The organism is Mycolicibacterium frederiksbergense, assembly GCF_012223425.1.
In the GTDB taxonomy this organism is placed as follows: domain Bacteria; phylum Actinomycetota; class Actinomycetes; order Mycobacteriales; family Mycobacteriaceae; genus Mycobacterium; species Mycobacterium frederiksbergense.
On the sequence record NZ_CP038799.1, the window covers coordinates 1,586,552 to 1,606,436 of the forward strand.

Consider the following 19,885-nt stretch of genomic DNA (forward strand, 5'->3'; position numbering starts at 1 on the left):
CACTGTGCCTTCACTTTTCCGATGCCAGCCGTTCGACCACGGGCTTGAGGTCCGTGGCCAGTAGCTCGCGCAGGAACACCGCGGCCACCCGGTGCCGGCGATCCAGCACCAGCGTGGAGGGGATGACGGTGGTCGGGTACTTGCCACCGAACGCGATCATGGTGCGCATCGACGGGTCGTAGATCGAGGGGAAGGTGACCTTGCGGTCGGTGATGAAATCGACTGCGGCATCCCGGTTGTTGTCGCGGACGTCGATGCCCAGGAATTGCACGCCCAGGTCTTTGGTCTGTTCGTAGACGCGTTGCAGCTCGCCGATCTCGGCGCGGCAGGGGCCGCACCACTGTCCCCATACGTTGATCACCACGACCTTGCCCTCGAAGTCCGAGAGCGCCAGCGTTTTCTCCGGGTCCATCAGGTCCGGTCCCGCCAATTTCCCAGGGACACCCCGTGACTCGGGCGGATCGTAGAAGATGTCGGTCTTGCCGCCGGGCGCGACGAACTCGAAGGTGCCGCCCTGGGCGACGGCGTCGTCACCGGTACTGCAACCGGACACCAGGACCGCCAGCGACATCGCCAGGGCGACAAACCACTTCACTAGATGCCCCAGGGCTCCGTGTAACCCCAGCGGATCAGGCGGTCATCGTCGAAGGTGAACGAGGTAATCGACGCCAGGTTGCACAACCGGCTGTGCGGGAGCGGGAGGTGGGGCAGCTTGCGGCCCGTCATCGCCCGGCGCAGCGTCTCCACCGGAAGCTGATGGCTGACGCAGACGGCCTCGTGGCCGGCCGCCTTCTCCCGGGCGCGGTGCAGCGCGGCCATCATCCGCGGGGCGATCTCGTCGTACGGCTCGCCCCAGGACGGTTTGCGCGGGTTACGCAGCCGCGGCCAGTTGCGCGGGTCGCGCAGGGCGCCGTCCCCGGGTGCCACGCGCTCACCCTCGAAATCGTTCCACGATTCGATCAGGTCGTCGTCGGTGTCGATGTCCAGCCCGTGCACCGCGGCGATCGGTGCCGCGGTCTGCTGCGCGCGCTCCAGCGGCGACGCCACCACATAGCTGATGTCCCTGGGCGCCAACCAGTCCGCCGCCGACTGGGCCTGCAACCGGCCGCGGTCGGACAGGTTGTATCCGGGCAGCCGGCCGTAGAGCACCTTCTCCGGGTTGTGCACCTCACCGTGGCGCATGACATGGACCGTCGTACGTGTCGTCACTGCGTGGCCTCGGCGGCGGCGCGGGCCGCGTGCGGCAGGGCCGCGGCGATCCGGTCGAAGGCGTCATCGTCGAGGGCGGCCGAGACGAACCAGGTTTCGAAGGCACTGCACGGCGGATAGATCCCGGCGTCGAGCAGCGCATGGAAGAACGCGGGGTAGCGCCAGGTCTCGGTGGCCTTGGCGGTGGCGAAGTTGGTCGGCTCGGTGTTCCCGAAAAAGACCGTCAGGAAGTTCCCGGCACGCGAGACCCGGTGCGGCACCGAGGCCTCGGTGAGGGCGCCGGTGATCAGCGCGTCGAGCCGGTCGGCATTGGCATCCAGGGTCGCGTAGACGCCTGCGTCGGCGGCGCGCAGCGTGGCCAGACCGGCCGCCATGGCCACCGGATTCCCCGACAGCGTGCCCGCCTGATACACCGGGCCGAGCGGCGCGAGCTTCTCCATCACCTCGGCGCGGCCGCCGAACGCCGCCGCGGGCAGGCCGCCGCTCATCACCTTGCCGAAGGTGAACAGATCGGCGTCGACGGGATCGAGGCCGTACCAACCGGATCGGCTGACCCGGAACCCGGTCATCACCTCGTCCATGATCAGCAGGGCTTCGTGCTCGGCGGTGATCCTGCGCAGCGCCGCGTTGTACCCCGGCAGCGGTCCGACCGTGCCCATATTGCCCGGGCTGGCCTCGGTGATGACACAGGCGATCTGTTCGCCGTGGGCGGCAAACACCTCCTCGACGGCGGCGACATCGTTGTAGGGCAACACGATGGTGTCGGCGGCGGCGGCGCCGGTCACCCCGGGTGAGGACGGCAGCCCCAGCGTCGCCACTCCGGACCCGGCGTCGGCGAGCAGGGCGTCGCTGTGGCCGTGATAGCAGCCGGAGAATTTGATGATCTTGGGGCGGCCGGTGAAACCGCGCGCCAACCGGATGGCGCTCATGGTGGCCTCGGTGCCGGAGTTGACGAAGCGGATGCGCTCGACGGGGGCCAGCCGGTCGATGATCTCGCGGGCGAGTTCGGTCTCTGCCGGCGTCGGGGCACCGAAGGACAGTCCGTCGGCGGCGACGCGTTGCACCGCCTCGACGACGTCGGGGTGGGCGTGCCCGAGGATCATCGGGCCCCAGGAGCACACCAGGTCCACATAGCGGTTGCCGTCGGCGTCGGTCAGCCAGTAGCCGTTGGCCGAGGTGATGAAGCGCGGGGTGCCGCCGACGGCGCTGAAGGCCCGCACCGGCGAGTTGACCCCGCCGGGGATCACCGAGGACGCGTCGGCGAACAACTTCGCGGATGCCGAAACGGACGAACCGGTACTGCGCATGACCCCCAGTGTTCCAGTCAATGCCAACTCAGCAACTACAGGGTGTAGTGGAGCGGGGGCTGACCGCATCCAGCAAAATAGGCGCCGCGCACTTCACGCACCTTGCCAAATCAGAAATAGTGCCCCTTAGCGGCGGTATCACCACTTGCAAGACACGGGGAGAAACTGTGTGTGAAATCGGACAGCTATCCGTGAGCCGGGCCACGGTTCGCTATCCCTCCGGATTGCCGGAACAGCCCCGGCGCAAAGCGGTCGAGATCGGCCCGACCCGTCTGCTACCGCACGGACCTGATTCGGAGCCGGCCGCGCCGCATCTGCAGCAACCCCGCGGCGGCCATCGGAGAGCTCTAGGATCTGGTCATGTTGTTCGCCCGCCAACGCGCCGAGCTCAACCGCAGGTTCGTCAATCCGGTGGTGGAACCGCTGGCCGGATACGTGCCGCTCTGGTCGGCCGTCGACCATGTCGGCCGCAGGTCAGGGAAGGACTACCGCACGCCGGTGACGGCCTTCCCGACCACCGATGGCGTGGCGGTGCTGCTGCCCTACGGCACCGATACCGACTGGGTGCGCAACCTGCAGGCCTCCGGGTCCGGGCGGGTACAGATCGACGGCCGCAGCCTGTTGGTCGAAGCGCCCCGGGTGGTGCCGTTGAGTGAGGCGCTGAGCGTGCTCAAGGGGCCGTGGCGGCACGTATTGCGCGTTGTCCCGGTGCAATCCGCGTTGTTGCTCACGCGTTCCAGCTGAGCACCGTCCCGCTCGCCGCGGTCATCACGGTGCCGGGCTGCACCCGCAGCCGGTACGGGGCCAGCCGCAGTACGGCGAATGCCGGTGAGGTGGGTGAGTCCCAGCCCGGGATGATGGTCGGGTTGTACCCCAGTGGTTCCGGAGCCTGGACGAACTTGTCCCACACCGTCGTTCGAGTGTCGTCATCGGTGTACCACTCGACAAGGCAGTCGGCGCTGCAGGTGTCGTGGCTGGGCGCCCAGTAGTTCACCGACATGTACGGGTGCACGGCGAGATGCTGCTGCTTGACCGGGGAGGGCACGGTCGCCACCCAGCCGAACAGATCGGTGCCGTCCCACTCCCAGATGGGGTGCAGGACTCTGCTGCGCGGCTTGCCGTCGGCATCCACGGTGGCCACCGAGGCCCATACGATGGAATGCGCCATGTCGACGAAGGCGGGGGCGATCTGTTCCAGCGGCGTCACCCACCCAGCCTAATTCTCCGCAGTCTCGGTTTCTTTGGAGTTCTCGTCGAACTTCGGGTTTCCGTCGTCGTCCAGCCAGTCCGTCACCGCGGTGCCCGATACCGTGCCATTGCTGCCCGGGAGCACGGATGTCGGACGGTTGTCTTCATAGGCGCCGATCTCTTCCGGCGACGCCTCGGACCCGCGATCTTGTTCAGAAGTCATGGCTCACGGCTGCCCGAATATGTGAGCCACCAAACAATCAGGCCGGTACCGACCGCAAAGCCGCAGGCAAGCTGGGCAGGAAATGCCGCGTCGCGAACGCCCGGACGTCGTCGGCGGTCTGCAGCGGCTGCACGCTGGGCAACAACAGCACCATCGCCGCATACCGCAGGATGGTGTCGGCCAGGTCGTTGACGGCCGGGGCGCCGATCCGCTCGGCGAAACCGTCCGGGAAGATCACCAGCAGCGCCGCGGCCATCCGTTCGACGGCGGCACCGTAGTGCCGGTGCAGCATCTCCTGCGCCAGGGCCGGATCGTCGACGATCATCTGGTTGAGCACGCGGTGCCGCCGGAACCTCATGATCGACAGCGTGAAGGCCTCGACGTAGTAGTTCGACTGCGGCTTGGCGTCCTTGTTTTCGTTCAGTTCCTTGGCGATATCAGCGAACAGCGACACGTTCTCACGCTCGATGACGGCGCCGACGAGTTCGTCGCGGTTGGCGAAGCGCCGGTAGATGGTGGTCCGGCTGACGCCGGCCCGCCGCGCGACATCGTCGAGGGCGACCTTGCGGAAACCATGCCGTTCCAACTCGACGAGTGCCGCGTCGAGGATGGTTTCTCCGGCGTCAGCCCCTGGCATAACCGGCTTGGGCGAACTTGCTGTAGCGCACCGACATCGGCAGCCGGTCCCATGCCCAGTTCACCGGGCGCGACCGGCAGAACGCGGCGAAACGCTGGTAATTGCGTTCCTGCCGCTCGGTCCACGGCAGGCCCAGCAGGTCGCGTGCCCGCGGCGGCAGCCCGCCTGCGGTGATGAACGCCGCCACCGGGTCGAAGACGTTCGCGATGATCTTCCAGGCCACCGGGTTCATGCCCTTGGGGCACGGGAATCCCTTGGTGACATAGCCGACCCCGTATCTGGCGGATTTGTGCGGTACGGCGACCTCGTCGAGCATCCGGTTCCAGTAGTGCACGAACTCGGCGTAGGTGGTCGGCTGCGGGCGGTCACTGACCCCGTAGCGGCGGTACCACGTCTTGGACTCCAGAAAGATCTGTTCCTTCTCGGCCTCGCTGAGGCGCTTGACGAAGGTGTCGGCGAAGTAGATGACCTGCTCGACGAACGTGGCGTGCGCCCAATAGTAGGTCTCCGGATCGAGGGCGTGGTATCGCCTGGCGGGTGTACCGTCCGGGCCGGGCATATCGCCCTTGATGTTGTGGTGGAAGTCGCGCACCTGGGTGCCCGCGTTGTCCTCCTCGGAGCCGTACACCGTCTTGAAGATCGGCGGGATGGTGCGCTTGAGCCGCTCGGCGGTATCGGAGAAGAACGTCGAGTGGTCCAACACGCCCTGGCCGAGTTCGGCGAGCATGTTCTGCAGCACCGCGGGTCGCGGCCCGATGAGATACATCCGGTTCTCACCGAAGTACTTCCACACCAGCGAGTCGGGGCCGAGCGGCAATGCGTCGTCGAGAGCCCCGGGTGCGTTCTCCGCCAGTTCGGTCATGCGGAACAGTGTTACAGATATTGAACTTTGTTCCAATGGATGTGATGCGGGTCATATTTGCCAACGCAAGTATCAACCGGCATCCACCCCTAGATTTGGAGCGTGACCCACACGTTGCGCACCCTCACAGCAGCCCTATTCATCGGAAGCACGCTCGTCGCGTGCGGCGGCAGCGAGTCTCCGACCGCATCACCATCCAGTTCCACCGAGTCCGCCGCCACGGATCCCGCGGCCACCGTCTTGACACTCGCCACCGTCAACCAGGCGCGGTCGACACTGGAGGAACTGACGGGCGCGCCGCTGAACACCATCCAAGTGCAGTCGATGTCGATCGCACCGAGTGGAGACATGAGCGCCGACGCACTGGATCCGGACAAGCCCACCGAGCTCAACAAGTACGTCGCCTATCCAGACGGCCGCACCGATATCCGCCCGTACGACTACGGGGGTGCGGAAAAATATGACGCGCTGCTGACGACAATGTTCGGCGCCGACCTGGTGAGCCCCGAGACCATCGTCAGTTCCTGGGAGGACTCGTTCAACCGTGTTGAGGGGGAGCGCGCCGACATGAAGGCCACGGGCGTGACCATCGCCCGGAACAGCGGGTCCGGAGAGATCGAGCTGTATATCGTCAACGGACCGGAGCGGGACCGCCAGACGGTGTACTACGACCCGGCGGGCACCTTCCTCCGCGTGTCCTAGACACCCGCGCGGCAGTTATCCACAGGTTGGCGGATTTTCCGCTGAACTTGTCGGGGCCCGCGGTTACACTAGAACACATGTTCGAAGTGCTGGACCGGGACGGTATCGCCGGGTTGAGTGATGAGGCGCTCATCACGACGGTCACCGCCGCGACCCAACACCAGGGCAAGGCCGCCGCCTACCTGTTGGCGTTGATCGGTGAGGTGACCGCGCGGCAATGCGATGACGAGGACGACGGGATCGCCCACCAAGTCATCGACGGCTGGGCCTGGGCGCAAGCCGCGGTCGCGGCGGCCTGCAACCTCGGCAGCCGTGCCGCCTCCAAACAGATGCGCATCGCCCAAGCGTTGCGGGATCGGCTGCCCCGCACCGCCGCGGTCTTCGCCACCGGTGTGTTGTCGGCGCGGGTCATCGATGCCATCACCTGGCGCACCCATTTCGTCGTCGATGACGAGGCGATTGCGTTGATCGATACCGCGATCGCCGGTGAAGCCGCCCGGTACGGGGCGCACTCAGAGAACGCGTTGATCGACGCCATCGATGCGTGGGTGGAGAAATTCGACCCCGAAGCCGTCATCCGCTCCACACGCAACGCCAAAGACCTCTACGTCGAATTCGACGACAAAGACGACCCCAACGGAGTGGCCTCCTTCTGGGGCCGGCTGCGCGTCACCGACAAGAAAGTGTTGGAGCAGCGGCTCAATGACCTGGCCGACACCGTCTGCCCCAACGACCCCCGCAAACGCCGCGAACTGCGTTCGGCAGCCCTGGGCGCCCTGGGTGTCGTGGGCCCCGGGCTGCAGCGCCTGGCCTGCCAATGCGGGAACCCCGACTGCGAAGGCAGCGGCAAAGACCCCCGCGCCGCCGCCGTCATCATCTACACACTCACCGACCAGAACCCCGCCGCGGGTGAAGACACCCCGCGGCAGACCACACCAGGTGGCGCGAGCACCCCGGCCGCTGAGCCCAGCCAGACCGACACCGAGCCCGCCGCAAGCGAACCTGCTGAACCCGCCGAGCCTGCTGAGCCCGAGTGCGACCCTGCGCCCGAGCCTGCTGAGCCTGCCGAGCCGGCCGCGTCCACACCGACACCGCCGCCCGAACCCGCCGCGCCCGCGTCGACACCGACATCCTCAGAGCCGCCTGCCGTCTACACCCGACCCGCGGCCTGCAACCCCAGTCCGGGGGTCATGCTCGGCGGGGGCATCATCCCCGCCGCCATGCTCGCCGAACTCGCCGCCACCGGCGCCACCATCAAACCCCTCGCCGAGATCGCTAGCCTGGGTGTCGAACGCCAATACCGGCCCTCGACCGCACTGACCGCATTCGTCCGGATGCGCTCGGTGACCTGCAGCTACCCCGGCTGCGACCAACCCGCCCACCGCTGCGACCTCGATCACCTGACCCCATGGCCGGCCGGAGCCACCCACCCCGGAAACCTGGCTCCACTCTGCCGGCAGCACCATTTGCTCAAAACCTTCGCCGGCTGGGCACCCACCCTGGCCCCCGACGGCACCATCACCTGGACAGCACCCACCGGACACACCTACACCAAAAAGCCCGGCGCACAAATGCTGTTCCCGCACTGGAACATCCACACACCCATCCCACGCACACGGGCCATCAGCCTCATCAACGACACCCACCGCGACACCAAGATGCCGACCCGGCAACGCACCCGCGCCCAAGACCGCGCCCAACGCATCACCACCGAACGCACCCGCAACCAACTCCACATCGCCCTCGAACGCATCCACGGCGACAGCGACCCGCCGTTCTGACGGGGCCGCGGCTAGCGGCGCCGGCGCAGCTTCGCCGAGCCCAACACCGCCAGCACGCCCGCCGCGGTGAGCAGCGCCAGCGCCAGCACGATCAGCGGCGGGTAGTACACCACCGTGGTCAGCGACGGCTGGCCCTCCAGGACCGGCTCCATCTGCTCCGGGGAACCGGCGACGAGCCAACTCGCCACCGCGCCGCCCAGCGCCAACGCGGCAAGCACGAGTTGCACCAGCGCGGTCCGCTTCACGATGCCGGCTCCTCGACCAACGATTCCAGGGCCGCGCGTAGCGTGCGGTGCCTGCGGGCCCAGGCCTGCCCGGAACGGCCGTCGGTCAGCTTCACGCCGATCCCGGTACGCCCGCGGGGAATACCGCTGAGCTCGCCGAAGGCGCGGTAGGACTGCCATTTTTCGGTCTCGTGCCGCTTGGGTTCCGGATAGATCTTCACGATCTCGGCGACGGTGACGAACTCGGTGCCCTGCCGCAGCGTGGCGGGCGTCAGCTCCACCGAGGTATGGATGCGGGCGGCCTTGATCTGAATCCACAGGAAGCCACTGACCAGAACGGTGAAGGCCACCGGCACTCCGAACTGCACGCCCACGCCACCGGACAGCTGGATGAACATCATCGCCGCCCCGGCCGCCGGACCGGCCAGCAACCACCACCAGGTGCCGCCCGGTTCGAAGAACAACACCTGCTCGGCGGTATCCGGCGCCGGCGGGTTGCTCTCGGTCACGACACCTCCAGGAACCAGTCCGAGGCGGCCGGCCGCATGAACAGCGTCGCCCCGATGGCCACCGGCACCACCCCGAAAAGGGCCAGCGGCGCGATGGCGAACGGCGCCAGCAGCGCCAGCACGAACACCAATGCCACCAGCACCACCGACAGCCACACCATCGCCCGGCGGTACCGCAGATCGCCGTTGCGGGCGCGACCGGCCAGGAAGCTCAGCACCAGACCCGTGATCAACAGCAGGGCGCTGATACCGCCCCGCATGGTCACGATGCTGCTGACCTCGCTGTCGGACAGCTCTGCGGAGAAGGCGCTGCGCGGCGTGCTGATCGCACTGCTCAGCCCGAGCAGACCGCCGGCCAGCAGCAGCACCGATCCCGCCAGGACCAGCCAGAATGCGATGTTGACGATGGCCGGGCGCGGCGCAGGTGTGGGTTTGGTCATATCGGCGCCAGCCTATCGGGTGAGATATTCGTGAGCGTCCTTGCGGTGCAACAGCACCACGCCACCGAGGATCAGCACCGAACCGATGATGGTGCACACCGCGAAACCGACCGCCGCGAACTCGGACCGGTCCGCGGTGAACAGGCTGGACACCGAGTAGATCACCGCGGTCAGGCCCGCAGCGGTCAGCACGGTGCGCGGCCACCGATACCCCAGCCGCATCAGCACCGCAAAGGTCGCGACGACGGCGATGGTCACCACGACGAACAGACCGGACACGGCATAGATGTAGGCGCCGGCATCCGGCATGCGCGCGGTGGCCAGGTCGATGAGGTAGCCGATCACCATGAGCGGCAGCGCGGCGATCCAGAGCCAGAAGCCGGTGTCCACGTCTTCCGGCCGACCGGCAGACTCGGTGGCGGGCGGTTCCGGGGTCACGCCAGCCAGCCGGCGGCCTCGACCGCCCAGTAGGTCAGCACGATATCGGCGCCGGCACGGCGGATACCGACCAGCGATTCCAGTGCCGAGGCCTGCAGATCGATCCAGCCGTTGGCGGCGGCGGCGCTGATCATCGAGTACTCCCCCGAGATCTGGTAGGCGGCCACCGGCACCGGCGAGATCTCGGCGGCGGCGGCCACCACATCGAGGTAACTCATCGCGGGTTTGACCATCACCATGTCGGCGCCCTCGTCGAGGTCCAGCACGATCTCGTGCACCGCCTCGCGGGCATTTCCCGGATCCTGCTGATAGGTGCGCCGGTCACCGGACAGGCTGGAGCCGACGGCTTCCCGGAACGGTCCGTAGAACGCCGACGCGAACTTCGCCGCGTAGGCCAGGATGGCGACGTCTTCGTGTCCGGCCTCGTCGAGACCGTCCCGGATGGCCGCCACCTGACCGTCCATCATCCCGCTCGGGCTGACCACATGGGCTCCCGAATGAGCCTGAGCCACAGCAAGTTTCACGTACTGCTCGTTGGTGGCATCGTTGTCGACCCGGCCGTGCGCGTCCATCACGCCGCAATGCCCGTGGTCGGTGAACTCGTCGAGGCAGGTGTCGGCCATCAGCACGGTGGCATCACCGAGATCGGCGGACAGATCCGCCAGCGCCACATTCAGGATGCCGTCGGGGTCGAGGCCGACAGAGCCCACAGCGTCTTTGGACTCGTCCCGCGGCACGCCGAACAGCATCAGCCCGCCCACACCGGCGGCCACCGCGTCCGCGGCGGCCCGGCGCAACGAATCCCGGGTGTGCTGAACGACTCCCGGCATTGAGGTGATCGGGCGTGGCTCGGACAGTCCGTCGGCGACGAACATCGGCAACACCAGATGCCGTGGCTCCAGCGAGGTCTGCGCGACCAGCCGACGCATGGCCGGCGTGGAGCGCAGTCGGCGGGGGCGGTGGCGCGGGTACCCCATTACCGACGGCGGCTCTTCTTGCGCGGCGGAGGCAGCGCACCCTCGGCGCGCAGGCGGGCGGCGTGCTCGGCGAGCGCCTCGACCAGCGGACCGACGGCGGCCGTCTCCGGCTGCACGTCGACGCGCAGGCCGAATTCGACTGCGGTTTCCGCGGTCTTGGGCCCGATACAGGCGACGATGGTCCGCGCGTGCGGCTTGCCGGCGATGCCGACCAGGTTGCGCACCGTCGAGCTCGAGGTGAAGCAGACCGCGTCGAACCCGCCGGTCTTGATCATCTCGCGGGTCTGCGCCGGCGGCGGGGCTGCGCGCACGGTGCGGTAGGCGGTGACATCCTCGATCTCCCAACCACGTTCACGCAGGCCCTCGGCCAGCGTTTCGGTGGCGATATCGGCGCGAGGCAACAACACCCGGTTCACCGGATCGAAAATCTCGTCGTAGTCCGGGAATTCGTCGAGCAGACCCAGTGAGGACTGCTCACCGGAGGGCACCAGCTCGGGGTTGATGCCGAAGGCGCGAACCCGATCCGCGGTGGCCTGACCGACACAGGCGATCTTCACACCGGAGAACGCCCGCGCATCCAGACCGAACTCGTTGAACTTCTCCCACACCGCACGGACCGCGTTGGTGGAGGTGAACACCACCCACTGGAACCGGCCGTCGACCAAACCCTTGACGGCCCTTTCCATCTGGGCCGGGCTACGTGGCGGCTCGACGGCGATGGTGGGCACCTCGACCGGCAGCGCGCCGTGGGTGACCAGGCGATCGCTCATCTCACCGGCCTGATCCTTGGTGCGCGGCACCAGCACGGTCCAGCCGTACAGCGCACGGCTTTCCCACCAGTTCAGCTTCGCGCGGTTGGCGACGGTCTTGCCGATCGTCACCACCAGCGGCCCGGCCAGCGGACCCGGGGTACCCCCGGTGGACTCGGCCGCGGTCAGAATCGCCTTGTCCCCCAGACCGGCCAGCGTGGTCTCCACCGAATGCTGCTGGCAGGTGGTGCCATGGGCGGTGACCACGGCCGGGGTGTTCTCGGCCAGGCCGAACTCGACGAGGGTGCGCGCCGCATCGGCCAGATGCGAGGCGGTGGCGTGCAGGATCAGTGGGCCGGGGGCGGCGGCCAGCGCAGCCCAATCGACGTTGGGGTCCCGGACATCGGCCACGGTGTGCGAGGAACCCAGCGGCAGACCGGCATACGTCGGCACCGCGGTGGTGTCCGGCAGGCCGGGCACGATCTCGAAGTTCAGGTGGGTCCGGGCCAGGGTGTTGACCTCGGTGATGACCGCGTCGACCGACAACGGGTCACCGGCCACCAGCCGGACCACGTCCACGCCGTGCCGGGCCTCGGCGGCCAGGGTCTTGGCGACCTCGGCCGGGTCGCCCAGCGCGGGACGCACATCGGGGCCACCGGGCACCACGGCCGCCACCTCGGCGCCATCGGAATCCGAGGCGGGAGCCTCCGGCGCCGGCCCGGACGTGGGCGGCAACTCGGAGCCGACCAGCGCCAGCACCGCCTCGGGTACATCGGGGTCGGTGAACACCGTCGCGGCGTTGGCGAGTACCGTCCGCGCACGGGTCGTCAGCAGGCCTGGATCGCCCGGGCCTGAGCCAACGAACGTGATGCGGCCGGGCCGGATCTTTCGGCCTCGGCTACCTGCGTGCCCAGTCATCTGTCACTCCCAGCATCTGCCAACACGTCACGTGCACCCAGTTCGAACAGCTCCGCGGCCACCGAGAGCCCAAGCTCCCGTGCCCGCTCCGGAGTACCGATCCCGGACGCACGGATCACGTCGGATCCGTCCAGCGCCGCCACGCATGCCCGCAGCGACAGCTCTTCGAAGACCCGGCCGTCCTCATCGATGGACTCGACCACCTCAGCGATGGCACCCACCGGCGCGGAACAGCCCGCCTCCAGTTCGGCGAGCAGGGCACGTTCAGCGGTGACCGCGGCGCGAGTGTCGGCGTCATCCAATTCCGCCAGCACCGCGACAAGCTCACTGTCACCGGCACGACACTCCACTGCGAGAGCCCCCTGCGCCGGTGCCGGCAACATCTGCACCGGTTCGAGAGACTCGGTCACAGCGTCGAGCCGTCCGATGCGTGCAAGACCCGCCCGGGCGACGACGACTCCGTCGAGATCACCGCTACTTACCCTGTTCAACCTGGTGTCTAGGTTGCCTCGTAGGGGGCGAATTTCCAAACCGAGACCCAGTGCTCTAAGCTGCGCGGCCCGTCGCGGGCTGGAGGTGCCGATCGTGGAGCCGGCGGGCAACTCTCCCAGCACCATGCCGTCACGGGCCACCAGCGCGTCCCTGGCGTCCTCACGGGGCGGGATGGCGGCGATGTCGAACCTGGGGTCGGATGCGGTCGGCAAATCCTTGTAGGAGTGCACCGCCATGTCGACGACACCGCCGACGACGGCCTCGCGCAGCGCCGCGGTGAAGACGCCGACGCCGATCTCGGCGATCGGTGCACTGGATTGGTCCCCGGCCGTGGCGACGATGACCAATTCGGCGGGGTGGCCGTTGGCGATCAAGGCATCACGGATGAAGCCGGCCTGAGTCGTCGCGAGCAGGCTGCCCCGGGTGCCGATCCGGATCACTCGGGCTGGTCGTTATCTGTTGCGATCAAAGGCAATTCGCCACCGGAAACGGCGTCGACAGCCTGTGGATCGAGCTCGAAGAGCTCACGCAGCGCCTCGGCGTAGCTGTCCCCGCCGGGGGCCCCTGCCAGCTGCTTCACCCGCACCGTGGGGGCGTGCAGCAGCTTGTCGACGACGCGGCGCACCGTGCGGGCCACCTCGTCGCGGTGCGTGGAGTCCAGCCCGGGCAGCCGATTGTCCAGCCGCAGCAATTCGGCCTCCACGACATCGGCGGCACGCTGGCGCAGCGCCGTCACCGTCGGGGTCACCTCGGCCATCCGCTGCCCGGCCAGGTAGTTGGCAACCTCGGCGGCCACGATGGCCCGGGCCGCTTCGGCGTCGGAGGCGGCCGCGCGGGCGGTGGGCTCGCGCTGGATGCGGTCCATGTCGATGACGTGCACGCCGGGCAGGCCGGCCACCGCGAGGTCGATATCGCGGGGCATACCCAGATCGCACATCACCAGTGGGCGGTCACCGTCGCGCGCCGTGAGGCCGTGGTGCACATCGGCCAGCGACATCACCGGACGGACCGCGCCGGTGCTGCTGACCACCACATCGGCGGTGGCCAGCACGGAGGAGATGTCGTCGAGGGTGTACGCAGTGGCGGGCACACCGAGTTCGGAGATGTTCTCGGCGAGCCGGCGGGCTCGCGGCAGCGACCGGTTGACCACATCGATGCGGTCCACCCCGGCCCGGACCAGGTGCTTGGCGGCCAATGCGCCCATCGAGCCGGCGCCGACCACCACGGCACTGCGGCCCGCCAGACCGCCGATACGCTTCTCGGCCATCTCCAGGGACACCGACACCACCGAGGCGCCTGCGGAATCGATTCCGGTCTCGGTGTGCACCCGCTTACCGACCGACAGCGCGCGCTGGGCCAGTTCGTGCAGGGTGCGCCCGACGGTGTGGTTGGACTCGGCGGCGGCGTAGGCACGCCGGACCTGACCCAGGACCTGCTGCTCGCCCATGACGACCGAATCCAGGCCGCTGGTGACGGAGAACAGATGCTCGACGGCGGCCTCCGCGTAGCGCACGTAGGCGTATTTGGTGAGGTCACCAAGGCCCATACCGGAATGTTCGGAGAGCACCTGACCGATCACCGACAACCCGCCGTGGAATGCCTCGACCACGGCGTACACCTCGACCCTGTTACAGGTCGACAGCACCATGGCCTCGGTGACCAGCGAGGACTGCAGGACCTCGTCGATGATCTTGGCCTGATCGGACTCGTCAGTGCTCAACTGCTCCAGTACGGACACCGGCGCACTGCGATGCGAAACCCCGAATAGCAGCACGCTCACGGCATCATCACCACGGATCCAAAGTAGCCGTTCACCAGCGCGCCACCAAATTAACTGACATCGGCGCGCAACCGGGGTTCGTCGACCTCCCAGTAGCTGTGTTCGGCCCCGTCGAGCAACACGACCGGCAACCGATCGCCGAATTCCGCCCGCAGCGCGGGTTCCCCCGCGGCAGCGGCCGCGTCGACGTCGGTGGAGCTCAGCGCGAACCCCAGTTCTTCGGCCAGCGCGGCCAGCGCCACGGCCGCTCGTTCGCACATGCTGCAGCCGGCTCGTGTGAGCAACACCACCTGATGGTCCACACATCCAGTATCGACCCTGCGTGACTTAGGGTTGAAACGTGTCCGAGACGCCCCCGCCGCCGCCGCCGGACCTGACCGCGGCCGCGTTCTTCGACGTCGACAACACCCTGGTGCACGGCTCGTCGCTGGTGCACTTCGCCCGCGGGCTGGCCGCCCGCAAGTACTTCACCTACGGCGACATCCTCGGAATCGTCTATGCGCAGGCGAAATTCCAGTTCACCGGCAAGGAGAACAGCGACGACGTCGCCGAGGGCAAGCAGAAGGCGCTGGCCTTCATCGAGGGCCGTTCGACCGCGGAACTGGTCGAACTCGGCGAGGAGATCTATGACGAGATCATCGCCGACAAGATCTGGCCGGGCACCCGCGCGCTGGCCCAGATGCATCTCGACGCCGGGCAGCAGGTGTGGCTGGTGACCGCCACCCCCTTCGAACTCGCGGACACCATCGCCCGCCGGCTGGGCCTGACCGGGGCTCTGGGCACCATCGCCGAATCGGTCGACGGTGTGTTCACCGGCCGGCTGGTCGGCGACATCCTGCACGGGGCGGGCAAGGCGCACGCGGTCCGGTCGCTGGCCATCCGCGAGGGTCTCAACCTGCGCCGATGCGCGGCGTACTCGGACAGTTTCAACGATGTGCCGATGCTGTCCCTGGTCGGCACGGCGGTGGCGATCAACCCGGACGCGGCGCTGCGCGATGTCGCGCGTGAGCGCGGATGGGAGATCCGCGACTTCCGCACCGCACGCAAAGCGGCCCGGATCGGGGTTCCGTCGGCGCTGGCCCTGGGCGCGGTGGGCGGAGCGCTGGCCGCGGTGGCGTCCCGCCGCGACGCGGGTCGTTGACCTTCGCGCTGATAGGCTGACCCGCCATGGGAATCGCTGATGAGATCGTCGGAACCCACTTCCGGTACCCCGACTATTTCGAGGTCGGACGGGAGAAGGTCCGCGAGTTCGCGAACGCCGTCAAGGACGAGCATCCCGCGCACCACTCCGAAGAGGGCGCCGCCGAGCACGGTCACGACGCCATCCTCGCGTCGTTGACGTTCATCGCGGTGGCCGGCCGGCGGGTCCAGCTGGAGATCTTCAACCAGTTCGATGTGCCGGTCAACATGGAGCGCGTCCTGCACCGCGACCAGAAGCTGATCTTCCACCGCCCCATCAAGGTCGGCGACAAGCTGTGGTTCGACTCGTACCTGGACTCGGTCATCGAGTCGCACGGCGCCATCCTCACCGAGGTCCGCGGCGAGGTCACCGATGACGACGGCAACCCGGTGATGACCACGGTCGTGACGATCCTCGGCGAAGCCGAACACGAGGGCGAGGCCGATGAGGTCACCGCGCAGATCGCCGCCGCACGCGATGCCGCGATCGCCAAGATGGTGGCCGGACAGAACGCCTGAGCCCGCACGTCGCGGCCGAATGTGAATCGTCGTCGGTGAAACCCCCGCGGGGCCGACGAGGACTCACACTCGCGCAGCGCATCGGCGGATCAGCCCAGGAAGGTGTTCCGGCGGTTGGCCAGCAGCTGATACAGGGTGTGCTGAATGGTCTCGCGGACCTGGTCGGTCAGTTCGAAGGTGACCATCGGATCGTCGGCGGCCGTCTCGTCGTAGCCCTCGGTGGAGATCGGTTCCCCGAACTTGATGTGCCATTTGGACGGCAGCGGCACCAGCCCGAGCGGCCCGGCCAGCGGGAACAGCGGGGTCACCGGGAAGTACGGCAGGCCCAGCACCCGCGCCAGCAGCTTGATGTCGCCGATCTTGGGATAGATCTCCTCGGATCCCACGATCGAGCACGGCACGATCGGCGCCCTGGCCCGCAGCGCGGCCGAGACGAACCCGCCGCGGCCGAACCGCTGCAGCTTGTAGCGGTCCTTGAACGGCTTGCCGAGGCCCTTGAAGCCCTCGGGGAACACCGCGGTGAGCTCACCCGCGGCGAGTAACCGGTGCGCGTCGGAGGTGCACGCGACGGTGTGCCCGGCCTTGCGGGCGGCCTGCCCGACGACGGGCATGTCGAACACCAGGTCGGCGGCCAGCATGCGCAGCACCCGCTGACGCGGATGGTGATCGTGCACGGCGACCGCGGCCATCAGCCCGTCGAACGGCAGCACGCCGGCGTGGTTGGCCACCACCAGCGCGGCTCCGTCGAGGGGGAGGTTCTCGATACCGCTGACCTCGACCCGGAACCAGGAGTTGAAGAGCCCGCGCAGCATGGGCAGCACGACGGCGTCGTTGAGGTGTGCGTCGAACCCGAACTCGTCGACGGTGTAGTCACCGGTCATCCGTTTGGTGACGAACTCGGCGATACCCGAGATGGCCCTGGCCAACTCGTTGGGCGTGTCCTCGGCAGCCGTCTCGGCGGCACCGTTGCGGTGTTGATCGATCTCGCGGACGACGGCGGCCATCTGCTCGGCGGAGGCGCGACCGTCGGGATCGGCGAGCAGAGACGGGTGCCTGCGCGCGCTGTCGGCCCGCTGCGAGGCCCGCCGCTGCGCCGAGGAACGGCCCGAATTGGAGTGCAGCGGAATCACTTTCGCTCTGGGTTCACCCGCCACGCGTCACCCTCTCCCCCGCCCGAATCACCTGGTCGACTAGCCTCCGACGCGTTGCGCCAGCGTCACGGCACGGCTCTCCACTGAGCGTACCCATTTCGGGTCGATGATCGGAGTCAGACCACGTCCCCGCACGTAATCGTCAAAAGCCTCCGCTGTCGTCCACTTAGGGTTATACCCTAGGACGTTACGCATGCGCGCGGTGTCCATCACCCGGCCGTAGCTCAGATAGTTCAGCTGCTCGCGATCGAGTTCGGTGTAACTCGTTGCGCGCCTCAAGGAATCGACGGCGGCCAGCGCCGAACGTGGCACCGGCAGCGCGACCCGTCCGGATCGGCGGATCGCCTGACTCATCATGATGATGCCCGCGGCTCCGACATTGAAGGTGCCCGCGCGACCGGCGACCGTGGCACGCTCCAGCGCACCGAGCGCATCCTGTTCGTGCAGCAGCTGCAGACGCGCATCGCGCCCCAGCACCGAGGGCACCACCGGACCGGCCAAGTACCGCGACAGCGCGGTGTCCATCGCGGGGCCGATCATGTTGGCCAGCCGCAGGATCGTCACCGCGATATCGGGACGACGGCGGGCCAAACCGCGGACGTAGCCCTCGATATCGATGCTGTCGCGGGCGAAACCGTCCGCGGGCGGCCGCCGAGCCCCGCCGTCCTCGGTGAACATCACCGGGTCGCGTGAGCTCGCCCCGTACACCTCGGAGGTGGACTTGAGAATGACCCTGCGCACCGACGGCGCCTTCTGGCATGCCGCGAAGAGCTGGATGGCCCCCATCACGTTGAGCTCTTTGAGGGTCGCCCGCCCGCCCGCCCGCGGCGCATACGACGCCGCCGCCGCGTGCACGACGGTGTCGACGTCACCGTTTCGGATGACCTTGGCGATGAACGGGTTGCGGATGTCGGCGCGCACGAATTCCGCGCGCCCCATCCTGCGTAGGAGATCCTTGCTCGGCGCGATGGCGTCGACCGCGATGACGTGGTCGATCGCCGGGTTCTGCACCAGCCGAGCGGTCAGGTAGCCGCCGAGGAACCGGCAGGCGCCGGTGACCAGCACCACTTTCGGATCGGTCGCCTGCTGCTCCATCGGGCCAGCCTATCGGCCGAAGCCGAAAAGCTACTTACCGAGTTTTCTGCGCTGAACCCGAGTGCGACGAAGCAGCTTCCGGTGCTTCTTCTTCGACATGCGCTTGCGCCGCTTCTTGATAACTGAACCCATGAACTCCGCTACCTACCAATGAGTGAACTGACCGCGTCACCTTACCTGGGTGGCCCGGCCAAGTGGAAAACGCGTGCTAGCCGGCGTCGAAGTACGAGGTCTCCAACAGATCGTGGACCGCCTTGGCATGCACCCGGAACGACCGCCCGACGCGTACCGCCGGCAGTTCGCCGTTGTGCACCAGCCGGTAGACGGTCATCTTGCTCACCCGCATCAGGCTTGCCACTTCCGCGACGGTGAGAAATTGAGCCTTCGGCTGGCCGTCGCCGGCGGAATCCCGCGCCGATGGCCCGTTCAATGACGTCATCGCAACCCAATCCATAAGGCACGGCCGTTCCAGCGGCTTCCCCACCGCTGGCACGTACGCGTGCATACACGAGGAGAATAGCGTGGCCACTGGGGTTATTGCGACGGGTGTTGGCTAATCAGTCCGAAATTGGTGAACTACTCGGATGTAATTCCGAGCTGCTCAGAGCGCCTTTTTGCCGCCGCGATGGCATCGGAGACGGCACTGCGGAGCCCGCCTCGCTCCAGTTCCCGCAGACCAGCCGCGGTGGTGCCGCCCGGAGACGTCACGATGGCCCGCAGCGCGGTCGCCGAGGTGTCCATGACACCGGCCTGCGCGCTGTCCCGGCGATCCAGCAGCATGGCCGCCGATCCGGCCATGGTGTGCACCACGAGTTCGGTGGCGACCTCCCGGCTCAGCCCGGCGTCCACGCCGGCGTCGACCAGGGCCTCGACCATCAGGAAGAAGTAGGCGGGTCCCGAACCCGACACCGCGGTCACCGCGTCCAGCTGCGATTCGGCCACCGTCAGCACATCGCCGACGGTGTCGAAGATCGCCGAGACCTCCTTGAGCTGATCGGGCGTCGCGAACCGGCCGGCGGCCACCGCGCTGACACCGCCACCGACCACCATCGGGGCGTTCGGCATCACCCGGATGACCGGGGTGCCCGCGGGCAGTTTGGCCTCGAAGAACGCCGTGTTCACACCCGCGGCGACGCTGACGAAGACCTGCTCCTCGCTCTCGCCCTCGGCGCGGGCGACCGTCTCGGCGATCTGACCGGTCACCGACTCCACATCGGCCGGTTTGACGGCGATGATGATGTAGGTGGCGCTGTCGGCGGCATCGGCCACCGAGGTCACCCGCACCGAGTAGGTGTCCGCCAGCTGCTTGGCCCGGTCCGGATGCTTCTCGGCGACAACGAGGTCCTTGACCTGACGGCCCGCCCTCAACAACCCCGAGAGCAGTGCTTCGCCGATACTTCCGCCGCCGATGATCGCAATTCTTGCCACGGGTGCAGTTTCCCACGGCGGGTGCCAGGGCGAGCGAAGCGACGGGGGGAAAACGTCAGGGCGAGCGCAGCGAGGGG

The 19,885-nt window shown here is 67.9% G+C and carries 26 protein-coding genes; 5 read left to right on the top strand and 21 right to left on the bottom strand.

Annotation, left to right across the window (positions count from 1 at the left end; genetic code table 11):
* Positions 1-10: 10 nt before the first annotated feature.
* The 3 genes from EXE63_RS10605 to hemL are packed head-to-tail and all read right to left on the bottom strand — an operon-like array spanning position 11 to position 2,516.
* The gene (locus tag EXE63_RS10605; RefSeq protein WP_168145511.1) at positions 11-571 is read right to left on the bottom strand and encodes a TlpA disulfide reductase family protein; all 561 of its coding nucleotides are present in this window, start codon (positions 569-571) and stop codon (positions 11-13) included.
* 23 nt (positions 572-594) lie between these two features.
* Positions 595-1,182, bottom strand: coding sequence for a histidine phosphatase family protein (locus tag EXE63_RS10610; RefSeq protein WP_168141913.1), 588 nt, complete (start codon positions 1,180-1,182; stop codon positions 595-597).
* 23 nt (positions 1,183-1,205) lie between these two features.
* The gene (gene hemL / locus EXE63_RS10615) at positions 1,206-2,516 is read right to left on the bottom strand and encodes a glutamate-1-semialdehyde 2,1-aminomutase (protein WP_168141914.1); all 1,311 of its coding nucleotides are present in this window, start codon (positions 2,514-2,516) and stop codon (positions 1,206-1,208) included.
* A 360-nt stretch (positions 2,517-2,876) separates the two neighbouring features.
* Between hemL and EXE63_RS10620 the strand changes: the two genes are divergently transcribed.
* Positions 2,877-3,260: a nitroreductase family deazaflavin-dependent oxidoreductase gene (locus EXE63_RS10620; RefSeq protein ID WP_168141915.1), complete on the top strand. Its 384-nt coding sequence runs from the start codon at positions 2,877-2,879 to the stop codon at positions 3,258-3,260.
* Here EXE63_RS10620 and EXE63_RS10625 read toward each other — a convergent pair.
* The 4 genes from EXE63_RS10625 to EXE63_RS10640 are packed head-to-tail and all read right to left on the bottom strand — an operon-like array spanning position 3,244 to position 5,426.
* A complete protein-coding gene (locus EXE63_RS10625; RefSeq protein WP_168141916.1) occupies positions 3,244-3,723 on the bottom strand; it encodes a pyridoxamine 5'-phosphate oxidase family protein in 480 nt (159 codons plus the stop codon). The genes EXE63_RS10620 and EXE63_RS10625 overlap by 17 nt on opposite strands.
* 9 nt (positions 3,724-3,732) lie before the next feature.
* Entirely contained in the window at positions 3,733-3,927 is a 195-nt protein-coding gene (locus EXE63_RS10630; protein WP_168141917.1) for a hypothetical protein, read from the bottom strand.
* 37 nt (positions 3,928-3,964) lie between these two features.
* The gene (locus EXE63_RS10635) at positions 3,965-4,564 is read right to left on the bottom strand and encodes a TetR/AcrR family transcriptional regulator (RefSeq protein WP_168141918.1); all 600 of its coding nucleotides are present in this window, start codon (positions 4,562-4,564) and stop codon (positions 3,965-3,967) included.
* Complete coding sequence (locus EXE63_RS10640) at positions 4,551-5,426, bottom strand: oxygenase MpaB family protein (protein WP_168141919.1); 876 nt, start codon at positions 5,424-5,426, stop codon at positions 4,551-4,553. The genes EXE63_RS10635 and EXE63_RS10640 overlap by 14 nt, the downstream gene beginning before the upstream one ends.
* A 102-nt stretch (positions 5,427-5,528) precedes the next feature.
* On the opposite strand from EXE63_RS10640, the gene EXE63_RS10645 reads away from it, so the two are divergent.
* Positions 5,529-6,128 (top strand): hypothetical protein, encoded by a 600-nt coding sequence (locus tag EXE63_RS10645; RefSeq protein ID WP_168141920.1) that lies wholly within the window; start codon positions 5,529-5,531, stop codon positions 6,126-6,128.
* 77 nt (positions 6,129-6,205) lie between these two features.
* Complete coding sequence (locus tag EXE63_RS10650) at positions 6,206-7,909, top strand: HNH endonuclease signature motif containing protein (protein ID WP_168141921.1); 1,704 nt, start codon at positions 6,206-6,208, stop codon at positions 7,907-7,909.
* 11 nt (positions 7,910-7,920) lie between these two features.
* On the opposite strand, the gene EXE63_RS10655 is transcribed toward EXE63_RS10650, so the two are convergent.
* Genes EXE63_RS10655 through EXE63_RS10695 form a run of 9 tightly spaced genes read right to left on the bottom strand, consistent with a single transcriptional unit; the run spans position 7,921 to position 14,696 of the window.
* A complete protein-coding gene (locus EXE63_RS10655; RefSeq protein WP_210000435.1) occupies positions 7,921-8,154 on the bottom strand; it encodes a hypothetical protein in 234 nt (77 codons plus the stop codon).
* Positions 8,151-8,642, bottom strand: coding sequence for a transport-regulating membrane protein Mce1N (gene mce1N, locus EXE63_RS10660; protein WP_168141922.1), 492 nt, complete (start codon positions 8,640-8,642; stop codon positions 8,151-8,153). The genes EXE63_RS10655 and mce1N overlap by 4 nt, the downstream gene beginning before the upstream one ends.
* A complete protein-coding gene (locus EXE63_RS10665; RefSeq protein WP_168141923.1) occupies positions 8,639-9,082 on the bottom strand; it encodes a hypothetical protein in 444 nt (147 codons plus the stop codon). Before EXE63_RS10665 ends, mce1N begins: the two co-directional genes overlap by 4 nt.
* Positions 9,083-9,094: 12 nt before the next feature.
* Positions 9,095-9,520, bottom strand: coding sequence for a hypothetical protein (locus EXE63_RS10670; protein WP_168141924.1), 426 nt, complete (start codon positions 9,518-9,520; stop codon positions 9,095-9,097).
* Positions 9,517-10,497: a porphobilinogen synthase gene (gene hemB, locus EXE63_RS10675; protein WP_168141925.1), complete on the bottom strand. Its 981-nt coding sequence runs from the start codon at positions 10,495-10,497 to the stop codon at positions 9,517-9,519. Before hemB ends, EXE63_RS10670 begins: the two co-directional genes overlap by 4 nt.
* On the bottom strand, positions 10,497-12,164 hold the full coding sequence (locus tag EXE63_RS10680; protein WP_168141926.1) for a bifunctional uroporphyrinogen-III C-methyltransferase/uroporphyrinogen-III synthase: 1,668 nt from the start codon (positions 12,162-12,164) through the stop codon (positions 10,497-10,499). Before EXE63_RS10680 ends, hemB begins: the two co-directional genes overlap by 1 nt.
* Entirely contained in the window at positions 12,161-13,096 is a 936-nt protein-coding gene (gene hemC, locus EXE63_RS10685; RefSeq protein ID WP_168141927.1) for a hydroxymethylbilane synthase, read from the bottom strand. Before hemC ends, EXE63_RS10680 begins: the two co-directional genes overlap by 4 nt.
* Positions 13,093-14,436 (bottom strand): glutamyl-tRNA reductase, encoded by a 1,344-nt coding sequence (locus EXE63_RS10690; protein ID WP_168141928.1) that lies wholly within the window; start codon positions 14,434-14,436, stop codon positions 13,093-13,095. The genes hemC and EXE63_RS10690 overlap by 4 nt, the downstream gene beginning before the upstream one ends.
* A gap of 50 nt (positions 14,437-14,486) precedes the next feature.
* Complete coding sequence (locus EXE63_RS10695; protein WP_234904437.1) at positions 14,487-14,696, bottom strand: glutaredoxin family protein; 210 nt, start codon at positions 14,694-14,696, stop codon at positions 14,487-14,489.
* A gap of 80 nt (positions 14,697-14,776) precedes the next feature.
* Here EXE63_RS10695 and EXE63_RS10700 point away from each other — a divergent pair, with 80 nt between their 5' ends.
* Together EXE63_RS10700 and EXE63_RS10705 are read left to right on the top strand one after the other, a co-directional pair.
* Positions 14,777-15,577, top strand: coding sequence for an HAD family hydrolase (locus EXE63_RS10700; RefSeq protein WP_168141930.1), 801 nt, complete (start codon positions 14,777-14,779; stop codon positions 15,575-15,577).
* Positions 15,578-15,603: 26 nt separating this feature from the next.
* Positions 15,604-16,134 (top strand): FAS1-like dehydratase domain-containing protein, encoded by a 531-nt coding sequence (locus EXE63_RS10705; protein WP_168141931.1) that lies wholly within the window; start codon positions 15,604-15,606, stop codon positions 16,132-16,134.
* 89 nt (positions 16,135-16,223) lie between these two features.
* Here the strand turns inward: EXE63_RS10705 and EXE63_RS10710 are convergent, their stop codons facing one another.
* From EXE63_RS10710 to proC, 5 genes are all read right to left on the bottom strand, one after another.
* Positions 16,224-17,288 carry a lysophospholipid acyltransferase family protein gene (locus EXE63_RS10710; RefSeq protein WP_168141932.1) on the bottom strand — a complete coding sequence of 355 codons (1,065 nt, stop codon included), beginning with the start codon at positions 17,286-17,288 and terminating at the stop codon, positions 16,224-16,226.
* A 36-nt stretch (positions 17,289-17,324) separates the two neighbouring features.
* Entirely contained in the window at positions 17,325-18,380 is a 1,056-nt protein-coding gene (locus EXE63_RS10715) for an SDR family oxidoreductase (RefSeq protein WP_168141933.1), read from the bottom strand.
* A 30-nt stretch (positions 18,381-18,410) separates the two neighbouring features.
* The gene (locus tag EXE63_RS10720) at positions 18,411-18,512 is read right to left on the bottom strand and encodes a 30S ribosomal protein bS22 (protein ID WP_003402602.1); all 102 of its coding nucleotides are present in this window, start codon (positions 18,510-18,512) and stop codon (positions 18,411-18,413) included.
* A gap of 76 nt (positions 18,513-18,588) precedes the next feature.
* On the bottom strand, positions 18,589-18,819 hold the full coding sequence (locus tag EXE63_RS10725; RefSeq protein WP_057170115.1) for a cell division/environmental response transcriptional regulator: 231 nt from the start codon (positions 18,817-18,819) through the stop codon (positions 18,589-18,591).
* A gap of 137 nt (positions 18,820-18,956) precedes the next feature.
* A complete protein-coding gene (gene proC, locus EXE63_RS10730; RefSeq protein WP_168141934.1) occupies positions 18,957-19,808 on the bottom strand; it encodes a pyrroline-5-carboxylate reductase in 852 nt (283 codons plus the stop codon).
* Positions 19,809-19,885 lie beyond the last annotated feature (77 nt).

Excerpts from the sequence above, each read along its gene's own strand:
- EXE63_RS10605 (WP_168145511.1), bottom strand. The coding sequence starts at position 571 with ATGTCGCTGGCGGTCCTGGTGTCCGGTTGCAGTACCGGTGACGACGCC.
- EXE63_RS10610 (WP_168141913.1), bottom strand. The coding sequence starts at position 1,182 with ATGCGCCACGGTGAGGTGCACAACCCGGAGAAGGTGCTCTACGGCCGG.
- hemL (WP_168141914.1), bottom strand. The coding sequence starts at position 2,516 with ATGCGCAGTACCGGTTCGTCCGTTTCGGCATCCGCGAAGTTGTTCGCC.
- EXE63_RS10620 (WP_168141915.1), top strand. The coding sequence starts at position 2,877 with ATGTTGTTCGCCCGCCAACGCGCCGAGCTCAACCGCAGGTTCGTCAAT.
- EXE63_RS10630 (WP_168141917.1), bottom strand. The coding sequence starts at position 3,927 with ATGACTTCTGAACAAGATCGCGGGTCCGAGGCGTCGCCGGAAGAGATC.
- EXE63_RS10635 (WP_168141918.1), bottom strand. The coding sequence starts at position 4,564 with ATGCCAGGGGCTGACGCCGGAGAAACCATCCTCGACGCGGCACTCGTC.
- EXE63_RS10640 (WP_168141919.1), bottom strand. The coding sequence starts at position 5,426 with ATGACCGAACTGGCGGAGAACGCACCCGGGGCTCTCGACGACGCATTG.
- EXE63_RS10650 (WP_168141921.1), top strand. The coding sequence starts at position 6,206 with ATGTTCGAAGTGCTGGACCGGGACGGTATCGCCGGGTTGAGTGATGAG.
- EXE63_RS10665 (WP_168141923.1), bottom strand. The coding sequence starts at position 9,082 with ATGACCAAACCCACACCTGCGCCGCGCCCGGCCATCGTCAACATCGCA.
- hemB (WP_168141925.1), bottom strand. The coding sequence starts at position 10,497 with ATGGGGTACCCGCGCCACCGCCCCCGCCGACTGCGCTCCACGCCGGCC.
- EXE63_RS10680 (WP_168141926.1), bottom strand. The coding sequence starts at position 12,164 with ATGACTGGGCACGCAGGTAGCCGAGGCCGAAAGATCCGGCCCGGCCGC.
- EXE63_RS10695 (WP_234904437.1), bottom strand. The coding sequence starts at position 14,696 with ATGTGCGAACGAGCGGCCGTGGCGCTGGCCGCGCTGGCCGAAGAACTG.
- EXE63_RS10705 (WP_168141931.1), top strand. The coding sequence starts at position 15,604 with ATGGGAATCGCTGATGAGATCGTCGGAACCCACTTCCGGTACCCCGAC.
- EXE63_RS10715 (WP_168141933.1), bottom strand. The coding sequence starts at position 18,380 with ATGGAGCAGCAGGCGACCGATCCGAAAGTGGTGCTGGTCACCGGCGCC.
- EXE63_RS10720 (WP_003402602.1), bottom strand. The coding sequence starts at position 18,512 with ATGGGTTCAGTTATCAAGAAGCGGCGCAAGCGCATGTCGAAGAAGAAG.
- EXE63_RS10725 (WP_057170115.1), bottom strand. The coding sequence starts at position 18,819 with ATGACGTCATTGAACGGGCCATCGGCGCGGGATTCCGCCGGCGACGGC.